The organism is Streptomyces sp. D2-8 (genome assembly GCF_023184515.1).
In the GTDB taxonomy this organism is placed as follows: domain Bacteria; phylum Actinomycetota; class Actinomycetes; order Streptomycetales; family Streptomycetaceae; genus Streptomyces.
In genome coordinates this window covers 46,176-61,474 of sequence record NZ_JAAHBP010000009.1, presented here as the reverse complement: position 1 = coordinate 61,474, position 15,299 = coordinate 46,176, and the positions used below count along the sequence as shown (strand labels likewise).

15 protein-coding genes are annotated in these 15,299 nt (G+C 71.2%); all 15 read right to left on the bottom strand.

What is annotated here, in order from left to right:
• Positions 1 to 62 precede the first annotated feature (62 nt).
• Positions 63 to 299 carry a hypothetical protein gene (locus G3I77_RS18315; protein WP_031134159.1) on the bottom strand — a complete coding sequence of 79 codons (237 nt, stop codon included), beginning with the start codon at positions 297 to 299 and terminating at the stop codon, positions 63 to 65.
• 304 nt (positions 300 to 603) lie between these two features.
• Positions 604 to 2,061, bottom strand: a complete 1,458-nt coding sequence (locus G3I77_RS18310; RefSeq protein ID WP_248505084.1) for a catalase — start codon at positions 2,059 to 2,061, stop codon at positions 604 to 606.
• A gap of 208 nt (positions 2,062 to 2,269) precedes the next feature.
• Entirely contained in the window at positions 2,270 to 3,163 is an 894-nt protein-coding gene (locus G3I77_RS18305; protein WP_248505082.1) for a 2-hydroxy-3-oxopropionate reductase, read from the bottom strand.
• A 25-nt stretch (positions 3,164 to 3,188) separates the two neighbouring features.
• Positions 3,189 to 4,010 (bottom strand): TIM barrel protein, encoded by an 822-nt coding sequence (locus G3I77_RS18300; RefSeq protein WP_248505080.1) that lies wholly within the window; start codon positions 4,008 to 4,010, stop codon positions 3,189 to 3,191.
• A 150-nt stretch (positions 4,011 to 4,160) separates the two neighbouring features.
• Entirely contained in the window at positions 4,161 to 4,955 is a 795-nt protein-coding gene (locus tag G3I77_RS18295; RefSeq protein ID WP_248505078.1) for a hypothetical protein, read from the bottom strand.
• Between the two features lie 42 nt (positions 4,956 to 4,997).
• The gene (locus G3I77_RS18290; protein ID WP_248505591.1) at positions 4,998 to 5,432 is read right to left on the bottom strand and encodes a hypothetical protein; all 435 of its coding nucleotides are present in this window, start codon (positions 5,430 to 5,432) and stop codon (positions 4,998 to 5,000) included.
• Between the two features lie 155 nt (positions 5,433 to 5,587).
• Complete coding sequence (locus tag G3I77_RS18285; RefSeq protein ID WP_248505076.1) at positions 5,588 to 6,865, bottom strand: MlaD family protein; 1,278 nt, start codon at positions 6,863 to 6,865, stop codon at positions 5,588 to 5,590.
• Positions 6,862 to 8,157: an MCE family protein gene (locus G3I77_RS18280; protein WP_248505074.1), complete on the bottom strand. Its 1,296-nt coding sequence runs from the start codon at positions 8,155 to 8,157 to the stop codon at positions 6,862 to 6,864. The genes G3I77_RS18285 and G3I77_RS18280 overlap by 4 nt, the downstream gene beginning before the upstream one ends.
• Positions 8,154 to 9,284 carry an MCE family protein gene (locus G3I77_RS18275; protein ID WP_248505072.1) on the bottom strand — a complete coding sequence of 377 codons (1,131 nt, stop codon included), beginning with the start codon at positions 9,282 to 9,284 and terminating at the stop codon, positions 8,154 to 8,156. Before G3I77_RS18275 ends, G3I77_RS18280 begins: the two co-directional genes overlap by 4 nt.
• Positions 9,281 to 10,375, bottom strand: a complete 1,095-nt coding sequence (locus G3I77_RS18270; protein WP_248505069.1) for an MCE family protein — start codon at positions 10,373 to 10,375, stop codon at positions 9,281 to 9,283. Before G3I77_RS18270 ends, G3I77_RS18275 begins: the two co-directional genes overlap by 4 nt.
• On the bottom strand, positions 10,372 to 11,409 hold the full coding sequence (locus G3I77_RS18265) for an MCE family protein (RefSeq protein ID WP_248505067.1): 1,038 nt from the start codon (positions 11,407 to 11,409) through the stop codon (positions 10,372 to 10,374). Before G3I77_RS18265 ends, G3I77_RS18270 begins: the two co-directional genes overlap by 4 nt.
• Positions 11,406 to 12,656, bottom strand: coding sequence for an MCE family protein (locus G3I77_RS18260; protein ID WP_248505589.1), 1,251 nt, complete (start codon positions 12,654 to 12,656; stop codon positions 11,406 to 11,408). The genes G3I77_RS18265 and G3I77_RS18260 overlap by 4 nt, the downstream gene beginning before the upstream one ends.
• 14 nt (positions 12,657 to 12,670) lie before the next feature.
• Positions 12,671 to 13,486: an ABC transporter permease gene (locus G3I77_RS18255; protein WP_031107739.1), complete on the bottom strand. Its 816-nt coding sequence runs from the start codon at positions 13,484 to 13,486 to the stop codon at positions 12,671 to 12,673.
• Positions 13,487 to 13,489: 3 nt separating this feature from the next.
• A complete protein-coding gene (locus G3I77_RS18250) occupies positions 13,490 to 14,260 on the bottom strand; it encodes an ABC transporter permease (RefSeq protein WP_031134180.1) in 771 nt (256 codons plus the stop codon).
• Positions 14,257 to 15,204, bottom strand: a complete 948-nt coding sequence (locus tag G3I77_RS18245; protein WP_248505065.1) for an ABC transporter ATP-binding protein — start codon at positions 15,202 to 15,204, stop codon at positions 14,257 to 14,259. Before G3I77_RS18245 ends, G3I77_RS18250 begins: the two co-directional genes overlap by 4 nt.
• Between the last annotated feature and the right edge of the window lie 95 nt (positions 15,205 to 15,299).

Here is a 15,299-nt window from a genome sequence, read left to right as displayed (position 1 = left end):
CCGGGTTCAGAGGTCGATTTGAGGGTTCCGTACGGGGTGTGCGACCGGTGCCGTAGGCGCGCTCACGCCTCGTGGTGCTCCGACAGCCCCGGCCAGTCGTCCGGGCCGCCGCCCTGCCACTCGACCAGGTCGCTCTCCGCGACGTCGGTGACGTACAGGTCGGCCAGGCGCAGGATCTCGGCGACGTCGTCGGTGTGGGTGGCGACGCCCAGCGGCTCCTCGCCCAGGGTGACCCGGCGGGAGCCGTCCAGGGCGGGGGCGTGGACCACGACATGCGGATGTTCGGTGGGAGGTGCCATGCCTTCAGGCTGCTGCGAACGGGACGGTTCCGCACCCTGAGAAGGGCTGGCCGTCCGACGGCGCGAGGCTGGGCGCGACAGGACGTTCGCGCCGCCGGACGGGGTCCTTGCGGGGCAGGTGGTACTGGGACCGCGGCGGGTGCGACGGGCCCCGGGCGGGCTTCCCTCAGGTCGAGAAACCGGCCCGGGCCCTTCACCACCGCACTGGCTCGCAGCCGCCGCGGTCCGCGCCCTGACCGTGTCCGTGCCCGGGGGACCACCCCTCATCCGGGTCGCCCCGGGCGGTCGGACACGATCAGGGAGTTCAGTCCTCGCGCAGGGCGCGGACCGCCTCCTCCACGCGCCGCCCGTACTCGGGGTCGGCGGCGTGGAAGTGCGCGAGGTTCTTCTCGATCACGTCGTCGCGGGAGACCTGGGACAGGCCCCCGGCGATGTTCGCGACCAGGCGGGACTTCTCCTCGGCGGACATCAGCCGGAACAGCTCACCGGCCTGGAAGAAGTCGTCGTCCTTGGCGTGCGGGGGCGCCTCGTGGGTGCCCGTGTGGCCGTTCACCGCCAGCGGCGCCGACAGCGGGCGGCCGGTCTCGGCCGGGCCGTCGTAGGAGTTCGGCTCGTAGTTCTTCGCGTGCCGGCCCTGGGCGTTGGACGCCATGAGACCGTCCCGGCCGTAGTTCCGCGCGGTCGTGGCCCTCGGCGCGTTGACGGCCAGCAGCGTGTGGTTGACGCCCAGGCGGTAGCGGTGGGCGTCCGCGTAGGCGAACAGGCGGCCCTGGAGCATCTTGTCCGGGGAGGGGCCGATGCCCGGCACGAAGTTGTTCGGGGAGAACGCGGCCTGCTCGACCTCGGCGAAGACGTTGTCCGGGTTGCGGTCCAGCACCAGCCGGCCCACGCGCTTGAGCGGGTAGTCCTGGTGCGGCCACACCTTGGTCAGGTCGAACGGGTTGAAGCGGTACTCCGCCGCCTCGGCCGCCGGCATCAGCTGGACGTAGAGGGTCCAGGACGGGTGCACGCCCCGCTCGATGGCCTGGAGCAGGTCCGTCTGGTGCGAGTTGGGGTCCTTGCCGGCGATCTCGGCGGCCTGCTCGCTGCTCAGGGAGCGGACGCCCTGGTTTGTCTTGAAGTGGTACTTGACGAAGAAGGCCTCGCCCCGGCTGTTCGTCCACTGGTAGGTGTGCGAGCCGTAGCCGTTCATGTGCCGGTAGGAGGCCGGGATGCCGCGGTCGCCCATCAGCCAGGTCACCTGGTGCGTGGCCTCGGGGGAGTGCGCCCAGAAGTCCCAGACGTTGTCCGGCTCCTGACGGCCGGTGAACGGGTCGCGCTTCTGCGAGTGGATGAAGTCCGGGAACTTGATCGGGTCCTTGATGAAGAACACCGGGGTGTTGTTCCCGACGAGGTCGTAATTGCCCTCCTCGGTGTAGAACTTCACCGCGAAACCGCGCGGGTCGCGCACCGCGTCCGCGCCGCCGAGCGAGTCGGCGACGGTCGAGAAGCGCAGGAACACCTCGGTGCGCTTGCCGACCGCGCTGAGGAAGTCGGCGTGGGTGAAGTCCGTGACGTCGTCGGTCACTTCGAAGTGGCCGTACGCGCCCGAGCCGCGGGCGTGCACCACCCGCTCCGGGATGCGCTCGCGGTTGAAGCGCGCCAGCTTCTCCAGCAGATGCTGGTCCTGGAGCAGGAGCGGGCCGCCGACGCCGGCGGTGGCGGAGTTCTGGTTGTCGGCGACGGGGGCGCCGGACTCGGTGGTGAGCACGCGCTGCGACATCGTGACCTTCCGTACGAGAGGGCAGCGGAAATATCTTTCCGCTTTGTGGAGCCTAGGGTCGGGGTGATCGAAGCGTCAACAGTTTGTTGAAGCGGTGGGCATGACTGGTTCCGGGCGGCGCCGCCGCTTTGGGCGCGACAGGACAGGTGTCAGCGGCGGCGCCGCCCGGGGTCTGTGGACCCCCGGGGTTACGAGGGTCGGGACGGCGTCAGAGCCGCGCGCCGGAGAGCCGCTCCACGGCCCGCAGCAGCGCCGAGTGGTCCAGGCCGCCGTCACCCTGCGCACACAGGCTCGCGACCAGCTGGGCGACCACGGCACCGACGGGCAGGGCCGCGCCGACACTGCGGGCGGCGTCCGTGACGATGCCCATGTCCTTGTGGTGCAGGTCGATCCGGAAGCCCGGCTTGAAGTCCCGGCCGAGGAAGTTGTCCTTCTTGCGGGTCAGCACGGTCGAGCCGGCGAGCCCGCCGTTGAGGACGTCCAGGGCGGCCTTCAGGTCGACGCCGGACTTCTCCAGGAAGACCACGGCCTCGGCGCACGCCTGGATGTTCACGGCGACGATCAGCTGGTTGGCGGCCTTCACGGTCTGGCCCGAGCCGTGCGGGCCGCACAGCACGATGGTCTTGCCGAGCGCGTCGAGGATCGGCTTCGCGGTGTCGAAGTCGGCCTGCTCGCCGCCGACCATGATCGACAGTACGGCCTCGATGGCACCGGCCTCGCCGCCGGACACCGGGGCGTCCAGGACGCGGATGCACTTGTCCTTCGCCGCCTTCGCCAGGTCGACGGAGGTCTGCGGGGTGATGGAGGACATGTCGATCAGCAGCGCGCCGGACTTGGCGTTCTCCAGGATGCCGTCCGGGCCGTAGGCGATGGCCTCGACCTGCGGGGAGGCCGGGACCATCGTGATGACGACGTCGGCGTCCTTCACGGCCTCGGCGATCGAACCGGCCGCGGTGCCACCGGCGGCGGCCAGGCGGTCCAGCTTGTCCTGCTCCAGCGTGTAACCGGTGACCGGGTAACCCGCCTTGATCAGGTTCTCGGACATGGGGGAGCCCATGATGCCGAGGCCGATCCACGCGACCTTGGGAAGTGCGTTGCTCATGATGGGGTGCCTTTCGGTGCGGGGGTCAGCGGGGCAGCCAGTCGAAGGCCTCGGTGCTCGGGCGGTCGCCCGGCTTGTACTCGAGGCCGACCCAGCCGTCGTAACCCGCCTTGTTCAGCTGGTCGAGGAGGTCTTCGAGGGGCAGCGAGCCCGTCCCGGGGGCGCCGCGGCCCGGGTTGTCGGCGATCTGCACGTGGCCCGTCTTCGAGGCGAACCGTTCGATCACCGACGGGAGGTCCTCGCCGTTCATGGACAGGTGGTAGAGGTCCATGAGGAAGCGGGCGTTGCCCAGCCCCGTCGCCTCGTTCACCCGGTCGACGACGGCCACGGCCGCCGGGGCCGACACCAGCGGGTACAGCGGGGACTCGGGCCGGTTCAGCGCCTCGATCAGCAGGATCGCGCCGATCCGGTCGGCGGCCCGGGCCGCGAGGGTCAGGTTCTCCAGGGCGAGCGCGTCCTGCTCGGCCGGGTCCACGCCCTCGACGCGGTTGCCGTACAGCGCGTTGAGCGCCGTGCAGCCCAGCGAGGCGGCGAAGTCGGCGGCCACGTCGATGTTGGCGCGGAACCGCTCCGACTCCTCGCCGGGAATCGACAGGGCGCCGCGGTCCGGGCCCGGGAGCTGCCCGGCGTAGAAGTTCAGGCCGGTGAGCCGGACGCCGGCGTCCTCGATCGCGCGCTTCAGGGCGTCGAGCTCGGACCGCTCAGGGGCGGGAGAGTCGACCCAGGGCCACCACAGCTCGACCGCGGTGAAGCCCGCCGAGGCGGCGGCCGCGGGGCGCTCCAGGAGCGGGAGCTCCGTGAAGAGGATCGACAGGTTGACGTTGAAGCGCTGGTCTGCGAATCCCATCGGGCTCGGCGCTCCCTTCCTGGATTTTCCGTAATACGGAAGTTGCTTTCTGCTTACTGGAAGATTGCCTGTGGCCGGGAAGGACTGTCAAGAGCGACCGCGAAAAAGCGCCCCCGCGCGGAGGCGCGGGGGCGCTGGGGCGGAGGAGGTTCAGAGCGCGTCGACGCCGCTCACCTTCCAGCCCCCGGAGGCACGGGTGAGCGTCATCCGCACCCGGTTCAGGTCCACCCGGGACCCCGTGACCTGGGTACTCCTGGTGACCTGGTTGACGAAGAGCAGCACGACCGCCCGGTCCGGGGAGGCCGACACGACGGAGGCCGCCGGGGCGCCACCGCCCGCCGGCTCCACGACCGCCGCCTTCACCACCCCGTGGTACTTACGGGCCGTCGGCCCGACCACCGTCTTCGTGGTCCTGCCGTACTCGTCGCGGAAGTCGCCGGTCAGATGCGTGCGCGCCCGGGCGAAGTCGCGGTCCAGGCGCCGGTAGTCGTACGACAGCACGACCGGCGCCGCCTTCCGAGCGGCGGTGAGCGCCTCCCCCCGGGCCCGGTCCGCGCGCTGCCCCTCCCGGTACTGCCAGCCGAGCACGGCGGCGCCGACCAGACCCGCCACGAGCAGGACGGCCGACACGGCGGTGAGCAGCCTCCCGCGCGGGAACCGCCGCACGCGCGTGCTCTCCCGCGGCTCCTCCTCGGCGGCCTCGGGCGACGGCTCCGGCGGGTCGTCCCAGGCGCCGTCCGGCGCGTCGACGAGCACCGTGCGCCCGGAGTCGGGCTCCTCCGTCCGAAGCGGCGGTGCCTCGTCCGCCGGGGACGAGACGGCACTCCCGCCGTGCTCGGGATGTTCCGGGTGCCGGGCGCGCTTGGCCGCCGCGCGGGCCGCCGCGGTCATGGTGCGGCGGGCGGGGGAACCGGCGCCGCGGACGCGGGAGGTCGGGTTCGCCACGGTCTTTCTCCTCACAGGCGGTACGGGGGGTGGTACGGGTGGTCAGCCGACGAACTCGACGTCGGAGGTCAGCCAGCGGCCGCCCTGGTGCACGAGGTCGAGTTGCAGCCGGTAGGTGCGCGCCTCCCCGTCCGGCACGGCGGTGTTGGTCACCTTGCTGTCGGCGACGACCAGCACCCGCGCCGAACGCGCGTCGGACCGCACGATGCCCGCTTCGAGGACCTGCCCCTCGGACACCGACTTGTTCCCGGCGACGAGCTTGGTCAACTGCGCGGTCTGCGCGGCGAACTGCTTCTTGAAGTCGCCGGTCGCGCCCTTCAGCACGTTCTCGCTGTCCCGGTCGTAGTGCCGGTAGTCGAGCGAGGTGAAGTTCAGCGCCGACTGCCGGGCCGCCGCCAGGATCTCCTGGCGCCGCTGCTCCGCCGCGCGCTGCTCGATCGTCTGGAAGCCGAGCCAGACCGCGAGCACCGTCGTCAGGGCCGTCGCGGCGACGAGTCCCGCCGACCGGGCCCTGCGGCGCCCGGCGGACCGCCCGGTGCGGCGGCCGCTGTCCGCCCGTCCGGCGGCCAGCCGCCGCAGCGGTCGCAGCGCCGAGGTGAGGGAGCCGCCTATCAGCGGGAGGAGGCCCCCGCTCATGCCATCGGTCCGACGAGCAGCCATTGCCACGAGTCCTTTCCGAACACGCTCTGTTCGCCGCCCGTCGAGCCGATCTCGACGGGCGTTCCGTCCGGGCCGGTTGCCGTACCGGTCTCCGGGTCGTACGGGGCGACGAACGCGGCCGGGCCGGCACCGCCGGAACGGCCGGACGCGCCGGGGGCGTTCTGCGCACCGCGCACCGAGGTGCCGCCGCCGCGCGGCGCCGTGCAGCGCGCGTCGGTGTTCGCCGCGCGCGTGCCGGTGTCGGCGGGGTCGCGCCGCCGCGTGTCGTACCCCTGGGTGCACGGCGGCGGGTCGTCGGCGTTGAGGACGAGGCCGAAGTGGGTGGTGCCGTCACCGGGGATGACGGTGTGGCTGCCCGCGACCACCACCGGGAAGGTGACCAGGGCCTGCTCCACGCCGGGCAGCCGGGCCACGGTGACCTGGCCGCCGCTGATGAGGTTGGCCAGCAGGACCGGCAGATGCGGCCGGGTGGACCGCAGCAGCGAGTTGACCTCCTGACCGGCCGGCACCGAATTGCCGATCAGCCGGCGCAGGTCCCCGTCGCTCGACTTCAACTCCGCGGTGAGCGCCGCCAGATCGCGGGAGAACGACTTGATGGACGAGCCCTGGTCGGCCTGCGTCTTGAGCACCTTCCGCGAGTCCTCGATCAGCGAGACCGTCTCCGGGAGCGAGTCGGAGGCCGACTCGACGAGCGCGTTGCCCGAGTCCACCAGCCGGCTCAGATGAGGCCCGGTGCCGGAGAAGGCCTCGCCCAGTTCGTCGACGGTGATGCGCAGGTCCTTCTTGCCGACCGAGGTGACGAGCCGGTCGAGGCTGACGACCATGTCCGTGACGGGCAGCGGCACCCGGGTGTCCTCGCGCGGGATCGCGCTGCCGTCCAGCAGGTACGGGCCGCCCGAGCGGCGCGGCTGCAGGTCGACGTACTGCTCGCCCACCGCCGAGCGGTTCGCCACCACCGCCAGCGTGTCCGCCGGGATGCGCGGCGCGCCGTCCTCGATCTCCAGGGCCACCGAGACACCCTCGGAGCCGGTCAGCCGCAGAGCGCCGACCCGGCCCACCGGCACCCCGCGGTAGGTGACCTCCGCGCCGCTGAAGATGCCGCCGGAGTCGGCGAAGTCGGCCCGCACGGTGTAGCCGCGGTCGAGGAGGCCGTCCACCAGGCCCGTGTACTCGGCGCCGACGTACGACACCCCCACGGCGGTGACGGCGGCGAAGGCGAGCAGCTGGGCCTTGACCGTACGTGTGATCACGGCTGCATCCCCTTCAGCATGAGCTCCGCGAGCGCGAGGTCGATCCCCGGCGGGAGGCGGCGCGAGTCGGGCATGGGTCCGTGGGCCGCTGTGCACACCGGTGGGCACAGCGGGTCGGAGTCCCGGGGCGCCGGGGGTTCGACGGGCGTGTCCGGCGCGTCCGGTGCGTCCGGCAGGGCCGTCGGGGAGGGCAGACCGGGCACATCGGGAACGTCGGGCACATCCGGGAGGTCGGGCAGGTCCGGGGCCTCGGGTCTGCCCGAGTCGCCGTCCTTGCCGCCGGGCTTGTCGGTGAGGTTGCCGTAGACGCCCGCCAGGTCCAGGTCGGCGGTCACGTGGAGGTTGACGTAGTCGCCCTTGATCGCGTCCACGGCGTTGCGCGGGAAGGGGTAGGTGGTGAGCAGTTCGAGGGAGTTCGGCAGGTCGTCGCCCGCCTTGTTGAGCTGCTCCAGGATCGGCCGCAGGGCCTTGAGGTTGGCGACCGTGTCGTCCCGCGAGGCGTTGACGACCCTGGTGCCGGTCTTGCCCAGCTTCGACAGGGCGGTGAGCATCTTCGTCAGGTCGCGCCGCTGGTCGGCGAGGACCTTCAGCGCGGGCGGCATCGTGTCGACGGCCGTGGCGATCGTCTTCTTCTCCTTCCCGAGACGCTTGGCCAACCGGTCGATGCCCTTGAGCGCGCGGACGATCTCCTCGCGCTGGCCGTCCAGGCCGCCGAGGAACGTGTTCAGCTCCTTGAGCAGGGACTTCACCCGGTTCTCGCGGCCCTCGAGGGCCTTGTTCAGCTCCACGGTGATCGTCTTGAGCTGGGCGACCCCGCCGCCGTTCAGGAGCGCGGACAGAGCGGACAGCACCTCCTCGACCTCCGGGTTGCGGCCGCTGCGGGACAGCGGGATCAGATCGCCGTCGCGCAGCCGTCCGGCGGGTGCGGTGCCGGCCGGGGCGGACAGGGCCACGTACTTCTCGCCGAGCATGCTGGTCTGCCGCAGCTCGGCGACCGCGTTGCCCGGCAGCTTCACCGAGTCGGCGACCCGCAGTCGTGCGCGCGCGTGCCACCCGTCGAGTTCCACCTTCTCGACGGCGCCGACGGTGACGTTGTCGACCTTGACCGCCGACTGCGGCACCAGGTCGAGCACGTCCCTGAACTCGACCGTGACGTGGTAGGCACGGCCGTCCGCGGCGGCGCCCCCGGGGAGCGGGACGTCGTACCAGCCGTTGAACTCACAGCCGGACAGCAGCAGCGTCCCGACCGTCGCCCACGCGACCGCCCCGGCTCTCGTGCGCCCGCCGCTCATGCGTCCGCCTCCAGGAGTCCGCCGAGTGTCCGGTCGACCGAGCCCGTGCTCGGCACCGCCGGCGCCTTCGGCACCTCGGGCAGGGAGTCGAAGAGCTTGTCCAGCTCCTCGCAGTCGGGGTTCTCGCCGCCCTCGTCGCCGGTCGTCCTCAGCAGGGAGCACAGCAGGTCGGCCGGATCCTGCGACGCTTGCGCGTTGTTGCGGGTGTCGAGGGTGCCGGCGGACGGGTTGTAGGCGTTGTGCAGGTTGGACAGTCCGGTGGGGGCCGTCTCCAGCAGCTCCTCCAGCGCGGCCCGTTGGGTGACCAGCACCTTGGTGACCTTGCTGAGGCCCTTGACGTCCGAGGCCAGCGCCTTCTTGTTCTTCTTCACGAAGTCGGCCACGTCACCGAGCGCCGCCGCCAGGTACTTCAGCGCCGCCGCCAGGTCCTTGCGCTCCCCGGCCAGCTGACCGGCCACCTTGGCGAGGCTGCCGTTGAACGACCGCACGCTCTTGTCGTCGGCCGCCAGTGCGGCGGTGAAGACCTGGAGGTTGCGCACGGTGCCGAACAGGTCGCCGCGGCCGTCGGACAGGGTGGTGACCGCCTTGGAGAGGTCCTCCACCGTCCGGTTCAGGTTCTTGCCCTGCCCTTCGAGGTTGTCCGCGCTCACGCCCAGCAGGCGCGCCAGGGAGCCGTCCTGGTTCGCGCCCTTCGGGCCGAGCGCCTCGGACGTGGTGTGCAGGCTGTCGAAGACCCGGTCCAGTTCCACCGGTACGGCGGTCCGCGACTCGGGGATGACGTCGCCGTCCCGCAGCACCGGGCCCTTGCGGTACACCGGCAGCAGGTGCACGTAACGGTCACTGACCACCGAGGAGTTGATGATCGCGGCCTGCGCTTCGGCGGGGACCTCGCGGCCCTCGTCGTACTCCAGCTCGACCCGCACCCGGCCGCCCTCCGGCGTGATCTTCCTGACCTCGCCGATCCGGACGCCGAGCACCCGGACGTCCGAGCCGGGGTAGATGCCGACGGTGCGCGGGAAGTACGCCGTGACGCGGACGGACCCGGATCGAGGCCACAGGGCGACGGTGAGCGCGCCGGCGACCGCGAGCGCGGTGAGCAGGGCGAGAGCCTTCAGGCGCTTGTTCATGGCGTGCCTCCCGTCCGCGGGGCCACCGGAGCGGCCACCAGGTTCTGGACGTAGGCGTCGAACCAGCGGCCGTTGCCCAGGGTGTTGGTGAAGACCCGCACGTACGGGGCGAGCAGTGCGACGCTGCGGTCGAGACTCGCCTGGTTGCGTTCGAGCATCCTGACGAAGGTGTTCAGTCCCTTCAGCGCGGGCCCGATCTCCGCGCGGTTGTCCTCGACCAGGCCGGAGAGCTGGATGCCGAGCGCGGCGGAGCTCTTGAGCAGCTTGTGGATCGCAGTGCGCCGCTTGCTGATCTCCTTGAACAGCTTGTCGCCGTCCCCGACCAGCGCGGAGAAGTCCTCGGTGCGGTCGGACAGCACGCCGGTGACCCCGTTCGCGTGGTCGAGGAGCCCGCGCAGCGCCTTGTCGCGCGAGGCCACCGTCCGGGAGATCCTCGACAGCCCCTTGATGGAGGCGCGTACCTCCTCGGGCGAGTCCTGGAAGGTGGTCGAGATGGTTTCCAGCGCCTTCGCGAGCCGTTGCGTGTCGACCTCCTCGGTCGTGGTCGTCAGATCGCTGAACGCCTGCACGACGTCGTACGCCGAGACCGTCCGCCGCAGCGGGATCTCGCTGCCCGGCTCCAGCCGGCCGGGCCCCTTCGGGTGCAGGGCGAGGTACTTCGCGCCGAGGATCGTCTTCACCCGGATCGAGGCGCCGGTCCCGGTGCCGAACTCCGGATCGTCCTTGACCTTGAAGGTCACCTCGACGTGGCCGCCGGCCAGGTCGACCTCCTCGACCTTGCCGACCTTGACCCCGGCGATCCGCACCTCGTCGCCCGGCTTCAGCCCGCCGGCCTCCGAGAAGGCCGCGGTGTACGTCTCGCCGCCGCCGATCAGCGGCAGGCTGTCGGCGTTGAACGCGGCGGCCGTCAGCAGGGCCAGGGTGGTCAGGCCGGCGGCGCCGATCACCACCGGGTTGCGGTCGCGGAACGGCTTCGGGCGCGGGCGGCGCAGCCGGACGCGCGGCAGCCGCGGCAGCTTCGGCGGCAGGATCCGCACCTTCACCAGCGGCTCGGGGCGACGGCGCCGCCGCCGTATGACGCGCGGGCTCATCCGCCGCACCTCGCCCGCGCCACGTGCATCTCGGGAGTGAGCACCTGCTTCGTCCTCGGCAGCACGATCCGGCCGTCGAAGTCGCAGAGGTAGAAGTTGAACCACGAGCCGTAGGACGCCGTCCCCGTCAGCTCGTTCAGCTTGTTCGGCAGCCGCTTCAGCACGCCCTCCACGGTCTTCTCGTTCCTGTTCAGCGTTCCGGTGAGATCGGTCAGCCCGGCGATGTCGTCCTTCAGGGCCGGGCGGGCGTCCTCCAGCAGCCCCGAGGTGGCCGCGGTGAGGTTGCCGATGCTCACCAGCGACGTCCCGATGGGCTTGCGGTCGGCGGACAGCCCGGAGATCACCCGCCGCAGCTGCTTCAGCAGCCCGGAGAAGCGGGCACCGCGCTTGTCGAGCGTGGCCAGCACGGTGTTGAGGTTGTCGATCACGGAGCCGATCAGCTTGTCGCGGTCCGCGAGCGTCGTGGTGAGCGACGCGGTGTGCGCGAGCAGGCTGTTGACGGTGCCGCCCTCGCCCTGGAGGGTCTTGATGATCTCGGTGGCGAGCTGGTTGACGTCCTGCGGGCTGAGCGCGGCGAACAGCGGCTTGAAGCCGTTCAGCAGCGCGTTCAGGTCCAGCGCCGGCTGCGTCCGCGACAGCGGGATCGTGCCGCCCGGCCGCAGCCGGGTGTCGGTGCCGACGCCCTCGGTCAGCGCGATGTACCGCTGCCCGACCAGGTTCCGGTAGCGGACCACCGCCTGCGTGCTGATGAGCAGCGGGCGCTCCGCCGCCACCGTGAAGCTGACCTCCGCCAGCGTCCGGTCCTTGATCCGGATGCCCTCGACCTCACCGACCCGCACCCCGGCCACCCGGATGTCGTCTCCCTCCTCCAGGCCCGTCACATCGCTGAACACCGCGCGGTAGGTGTGCTTCTCGGCGAGGGAGACATTGACGATGGTCGCGGCGAGCAGGGCCGTCGCCGTGATCGTGACCAGCGCGAACAGGCTGAACTTGATCAGCGGCGCGGCGGTGCCGCGTGCTCCGGTCGCCCTCATGCGACGCTCACCGCCGATCCGCGGGCCAGCGGTCCGAACAGCAGGGTCGTGACGGGCGGCACCTCGTCGGCGGGCACACCCAGGACGGGGGCCACGAGCGAGCCGACGGCCCGCTGCTCGGCCTCGGTGGCGGACACGTGCGTACCTCCGGGCAGGGCGCCGTCCGAACCGCCGGACGACGTACCGTCGTTGAGCTTGGGTTTCGGGCCGGGCACCGGCGGACCGGGCAGCCCCCGGCAGTTGGGTCCCGACCGCTCGCCGTAGCGCGGCTCCTCGCCGGGCTCGTACGCGCGCTGGGCCCGCACCACCTCGAGGGTGATCCGCATCCTGCCGCCCCGGAACGCCTCCTCGGAGGCCTCCTCCTGCCGCACCAGGCCGTCCAGCAGGCACGGGTACTCGGGCGAGTAGCGGGCGAAGAGCGCCAGCGTGGGGCGGGAGACCCGGCCCAGCGTGATCAGCCGGTCGCCGTTCTCGTCCAGGAAGTCCTCCGTCGTGCCCGCAACGGACGCGGTCGTGCGCAGGGCGGCGGCCAGCCGGTCCTCCTTCTCGACGAGGGTGCGGCTGGTGGTGACCGTGTTGCGCAGGATCCTCATCAGGTCGGGCGCGGCATCTCCGTACACCTCGGCGACGTCGGCGAAGCGCGTGATGTCCTCCTTCAGGGCTGGCAGATGCGGGTTGAGGCGACGCAGATAGTCCTCGACGCGGGTCAGGTTGTCGCCGATCCGGTCGCCGCGGCCCTCCAGCGCGGTGGCGAACGCCGAGAGCGTCGCGTTGAGTTCACCCGGCTCGACGGTTCGCAGCAGGGGCAGCAGGTCGTTCATCAGCTGTTGCACCTCCATGCCCACCCTGGTGCGGTCCTGGGTGATGACGTCCCCGGCGCGGATCGGCCGGGCGGCCGAGGAGCCGCGCGGTGCCACGAGGTCGACGTATTTCTCGCCGAACAACGTCTTGGGCAGCAGCCGCGCGTGCACGTCCGACGGGATGGACGCGACGTGCTCCGGCTTGAGCGCGAGGTCGAGCGTGGCCTTCTCGCCGTCCGCCCGTACCGAGCGCACCTCGCCGACCAGCAGCCCGCGCAACTTGACGTCGGCCCGCGGATCGAGCTGGTTGCCCAGGCTGGAGGCCTCCAGCGTGACGCGCACGACGGGGGTGAACGCCTGCTGGTAGACGGCCACGGCGAGGGACAGCAGCAGGGCGAGCACGGTGAGGAAGGCGATGCCGTACAACCGCAGTCCGATCACTCTCATCCGGTTCATGTGGCTCACCCCGCGATCCGTACGGTCGTGCTGGCGCCCCAGATGGCGAGGCTCAGGAAGAAGTCCAGGACGTTGATGGCGACGATCGAGGTGCGCACCGCGCGGCCCACCGCGACGCCGACGCCCGCCGGTCCGCCGCTCGCGTAGTAGCCGTAGTAGCAGTGCACCAGGATGATCAGGACGGCGAAGACGATCACCTTCCCGAAGGACCAGAGCACGTCGACCGGCGGCAGGTACTGCTGGAAGTAGTGGTCGTAGGTGCCGGCCGACTGCCCGTAGTAGCCGGTGGTGATGGTGCGGGCGGCCAGGTACGAGGACAGCAGCCCGACCACGTACAGCGGGATCACCGCGACGAACCCGGCGATCATCCGCGTGGTCACGAGGAACGGCAGCGAGGGGACGCCCATGACCTCCAGGGCGTCGGTCTCCTCGCTGATCCGCATCGCGCCGAGCTGCGCGGTGAAGCCGGCGCCCACCGTGGCGGACAGGGCGAGCCCGGCCACCAGCGGGGCGATCTCCCGGGTGTTGAAGTACGCCGACAGGAACGCCACGAAGTTGGAGGTGCCGAGCTGGTTGAGGGCCGCGTAGCCCTGGAGGCCGACCTCGGTGCCGGTGAAGAACGACAGGAAGGCGATCACGCCGACCGTGCCGCCGACGACGGCCAGTGCGCCACGGCCGAAGGTCACCTCGGCGAGCAGGCGCAGGACCTCCTTCTTGTAGCGGCGCAGGGTACGGCCGGTCCAGGCCAGGGAGCGGCCGTAGAAGGAGAGTTGGGTGCCCAGCTCTTCGAGGGAGCGCAGGGGGCGGTCGAGGAGTCTCATCGGCTAACCCCTCTGCGGGACGACCTGGAAGTACACCGCGGTCATCACGAAGTTCGTCACGAACAGCAACATGAAGGTGATCACCACCGACTGGTTCACCGCGTCTCCCACGCCCTTCGGCCCGCCCTTGGCGGTCAGTCCCTTGTACGAGGCGACGATCGCGGCGATCGCCCCGAACACCAGCGCCTTCAGCTCGGCCGCCCACAGGTCGGAGAGCTGCGCGAGGGTGGTGAAGGACGCCAGGTACGCGCCGGGCGTGCCGTTCTGGAGGACCACGTTGAAGAAGTAGCCGCCCGCGACACCGACCACCGACACCAGGCCGTTGAGCAGCAGGGCGACCACCATCGACGCCAGCACCCGAGGGACGACGAGGCGGTGGATCGGGTCGATGCCCAGCACCTGCATCGCGTCGATCTCCTCGCGGATCTTGCGTGCCCCCAGGTCCGCGCAGATGGCGGTGCCGCCGGCGCCCGCGATCAGCAGCGCGGTGACGATCGGGGAGGCCTCCCGCAGGACCGCGAGCACCGACGCGGCACCGGCGAAGGACTGGGCGCCGAGCTGCCGGGTCAGGCTGCCGATCTGCAGCGCGATGACCGCGCCGAAGGGGATCGACACGAGCGCGGTGGGAAGGATCGTGACGCTCGCGATGAACCACGCCTGCTGGATGAACTCCCGCACCTGAAAAGGGCGACGGGGCATCGTGCGCAGGACGTCCAGCGCCATCGCGAACAGGCTGCCCGAGTGCCGCAGGGCCCCGGTGGGCGACAGGCTCATGCGTCCGCCACCTCCTTGCGGCGGTGCGGGCCGGCCTCGCGTCCGGCGATCGCCTCCCAGCGGGGCGGGCGGGTGATGCCCGGCCCCGGCAGCAGGCGGGGAGTCAGTTCCAGCCCGCCGGGAGTCTCCGTGCGCGGGCCGGCGCCGAGCTGTGCGAGCTCCTGCTCGACCTGGGCGGCGTCCTTCTCCTCGGCCATGCCGATCGGCCCCTGCATCCGGCCGTTCAGGAACTGCCGTACGACCGGCTCGTCGCTGGTCAGCAGCTTCTCCCGGGGGCCGAACATGACCAGCTCGCGCCGGAACAGCAGCCCGATGTTGTCGGGCACCTGGCGGGCCGAGGCGATGTCGTGCGTGACGATCAGGAAGGTCGCGTCGATCTGCGCGTTGAGGTCGACGATGAGCTGGTTGAGATAGGCCACGCGCACCGGGTCGAGCCCCGAGTCCGGCTCGTCGAAGAGGATGACCTCCGGGTCGAGCACCAGGGCGCGGGCCAGACCGGCCCGCTTGCGCATGCCGCCGGAGATCTCGCCGGGCAGCTTCTCCTCGGCGCCGATCAGACCGACCATGTCCATCTTCTCGAGGACGATCCGCCGGATCTCGCTCTCGGACTTGCGGGTGTGCTCGCGCAGTGGGAAGGCGATGTTGTCGTAGAGGTTCATCGAGCCGAACAGCGCGCCGTCCTGGAACAGCACCCCGAACAGCTTCCGCACCTCGTACAGCTCGTGCTCGCGGAGCTTGGTGACGTCCCGGCCCTGGATCGTGATCGAGCCGCGCTCCGGCTTCAGCAGGCCGACGAGCGTCTTGAGGAACACCGACTTGCCCGTGCCCGAGGGGCCGAGCATGACCGAGACCTCCCCGGCGGGCAGCGTCAGCGAGACGTCCTGCCAGATGACCTGGTGGCCGAAGGACTTGGTCAGCCCTTCCACGCAGATCTCGACACCCATCCGGTTCACCCTTCAGCCGTGGAGCAGCTCCGACACCTGCTCTACGGGGAGGGGCGGGGCGTCCGTCGCGACCGGGGCGGATTTTTTTTCGAGGG

What these genes read in the sequence shown, in the direction of transcription:
- G3I77_RS18315 (WP_031134159.1), bottom strand. Translation starts at nt 299, where the DNA reads ATGGCACCTCCCACCGAACATCCGCATGTCGTGGTCCACGCCCCCGCC.
- G3I77_RS18310 (WP_248505084.1), bottom strand. Translation starts at nt 2,061, where the DNA reads ATGTCGCAGCGCGTGCTCACCACCGAGTCCGGCGCCCCCGTCGCCGAC.
- G3I77_RS18305 (WP_248505082.1), bottom strand. Translation starts at nt 3,163, where the DNA reads ATGAGCAACGCACTTCCCAAGGTCGCGTGGATCGGCCTCGGCATCATG.
- G3I77_RS18300 (WP_248505080.1), bottom strand. Translation starts at nt 4,010, where the DNA reads ATGGGATTCGCAGACCAGCGCTTCAACGTCAACCTGTCGATCCTCTTC.
- G3I77_RS18280 (WP_248505074.1), bottom strand. Translation starts at nt 8,157, where the DNA reads ATGAGCGGCGGGCGCACGAGAGCCGGGGCGGTCGCGTGGGCGACGGTC.
- G3I77_RS18275 (WP_248505072.1), bottom strand. Translation starts at nt 9,284, where the DNA reads ATGAACAAGCGCCTGAAGGCTCTCGCCCTGCTCACCGCGCTCGCGGTC.
- G3I77_RS18270 (WP_248505069.1), bottom strand. Translation starts at nt 10,375, where the DNA reads ATGAGCCCGCGCGTCATACGGCGGCGGCGCCGTCGCCCCGAGCCGCTG.
- G3I77_RS18265 (WP_248505067.1), bottom strand. Translation starts at nt 11,409, where the DNA reads ATGAGGGCGACCGGAGCACGCGGCACCGCCGCGCCGCTGATCAAGTTC.
- G3I77_RS18260 (WP_248505589.1), bottom strand. Translation starts at nt 12,656, where the DNA reads ATGAGAGTGATCGGACTGCGGTTGTACGGCATCGCCTTCCTCACCGTG.
- G3I77_RS18255 (WP_031107739.1), bottom strand. Translation starts at nt 13,486, where the DNA reads ATGAGACTCCTCGACCGCCCCCTGCGCTCCCTCGAAGAGCTGGGCACC.
- G3I77_RS18250 (WP_031134180.1), bottom strand. Translation starts at nt 14,260, where the DNA reads ATGAGCCTGTCGCCCACCGGGGCCCTGCGGCACTCGGGCAGCCTGTTC.
- G3I77_RS18245 (WP_248505065.1), bottom strand. Translation starts at nt 15,204, where the DNA reads ATGGGTGTCGAGATCTGCGTGGAAGGGCTGACCAAGTCCTTCGGCCAC.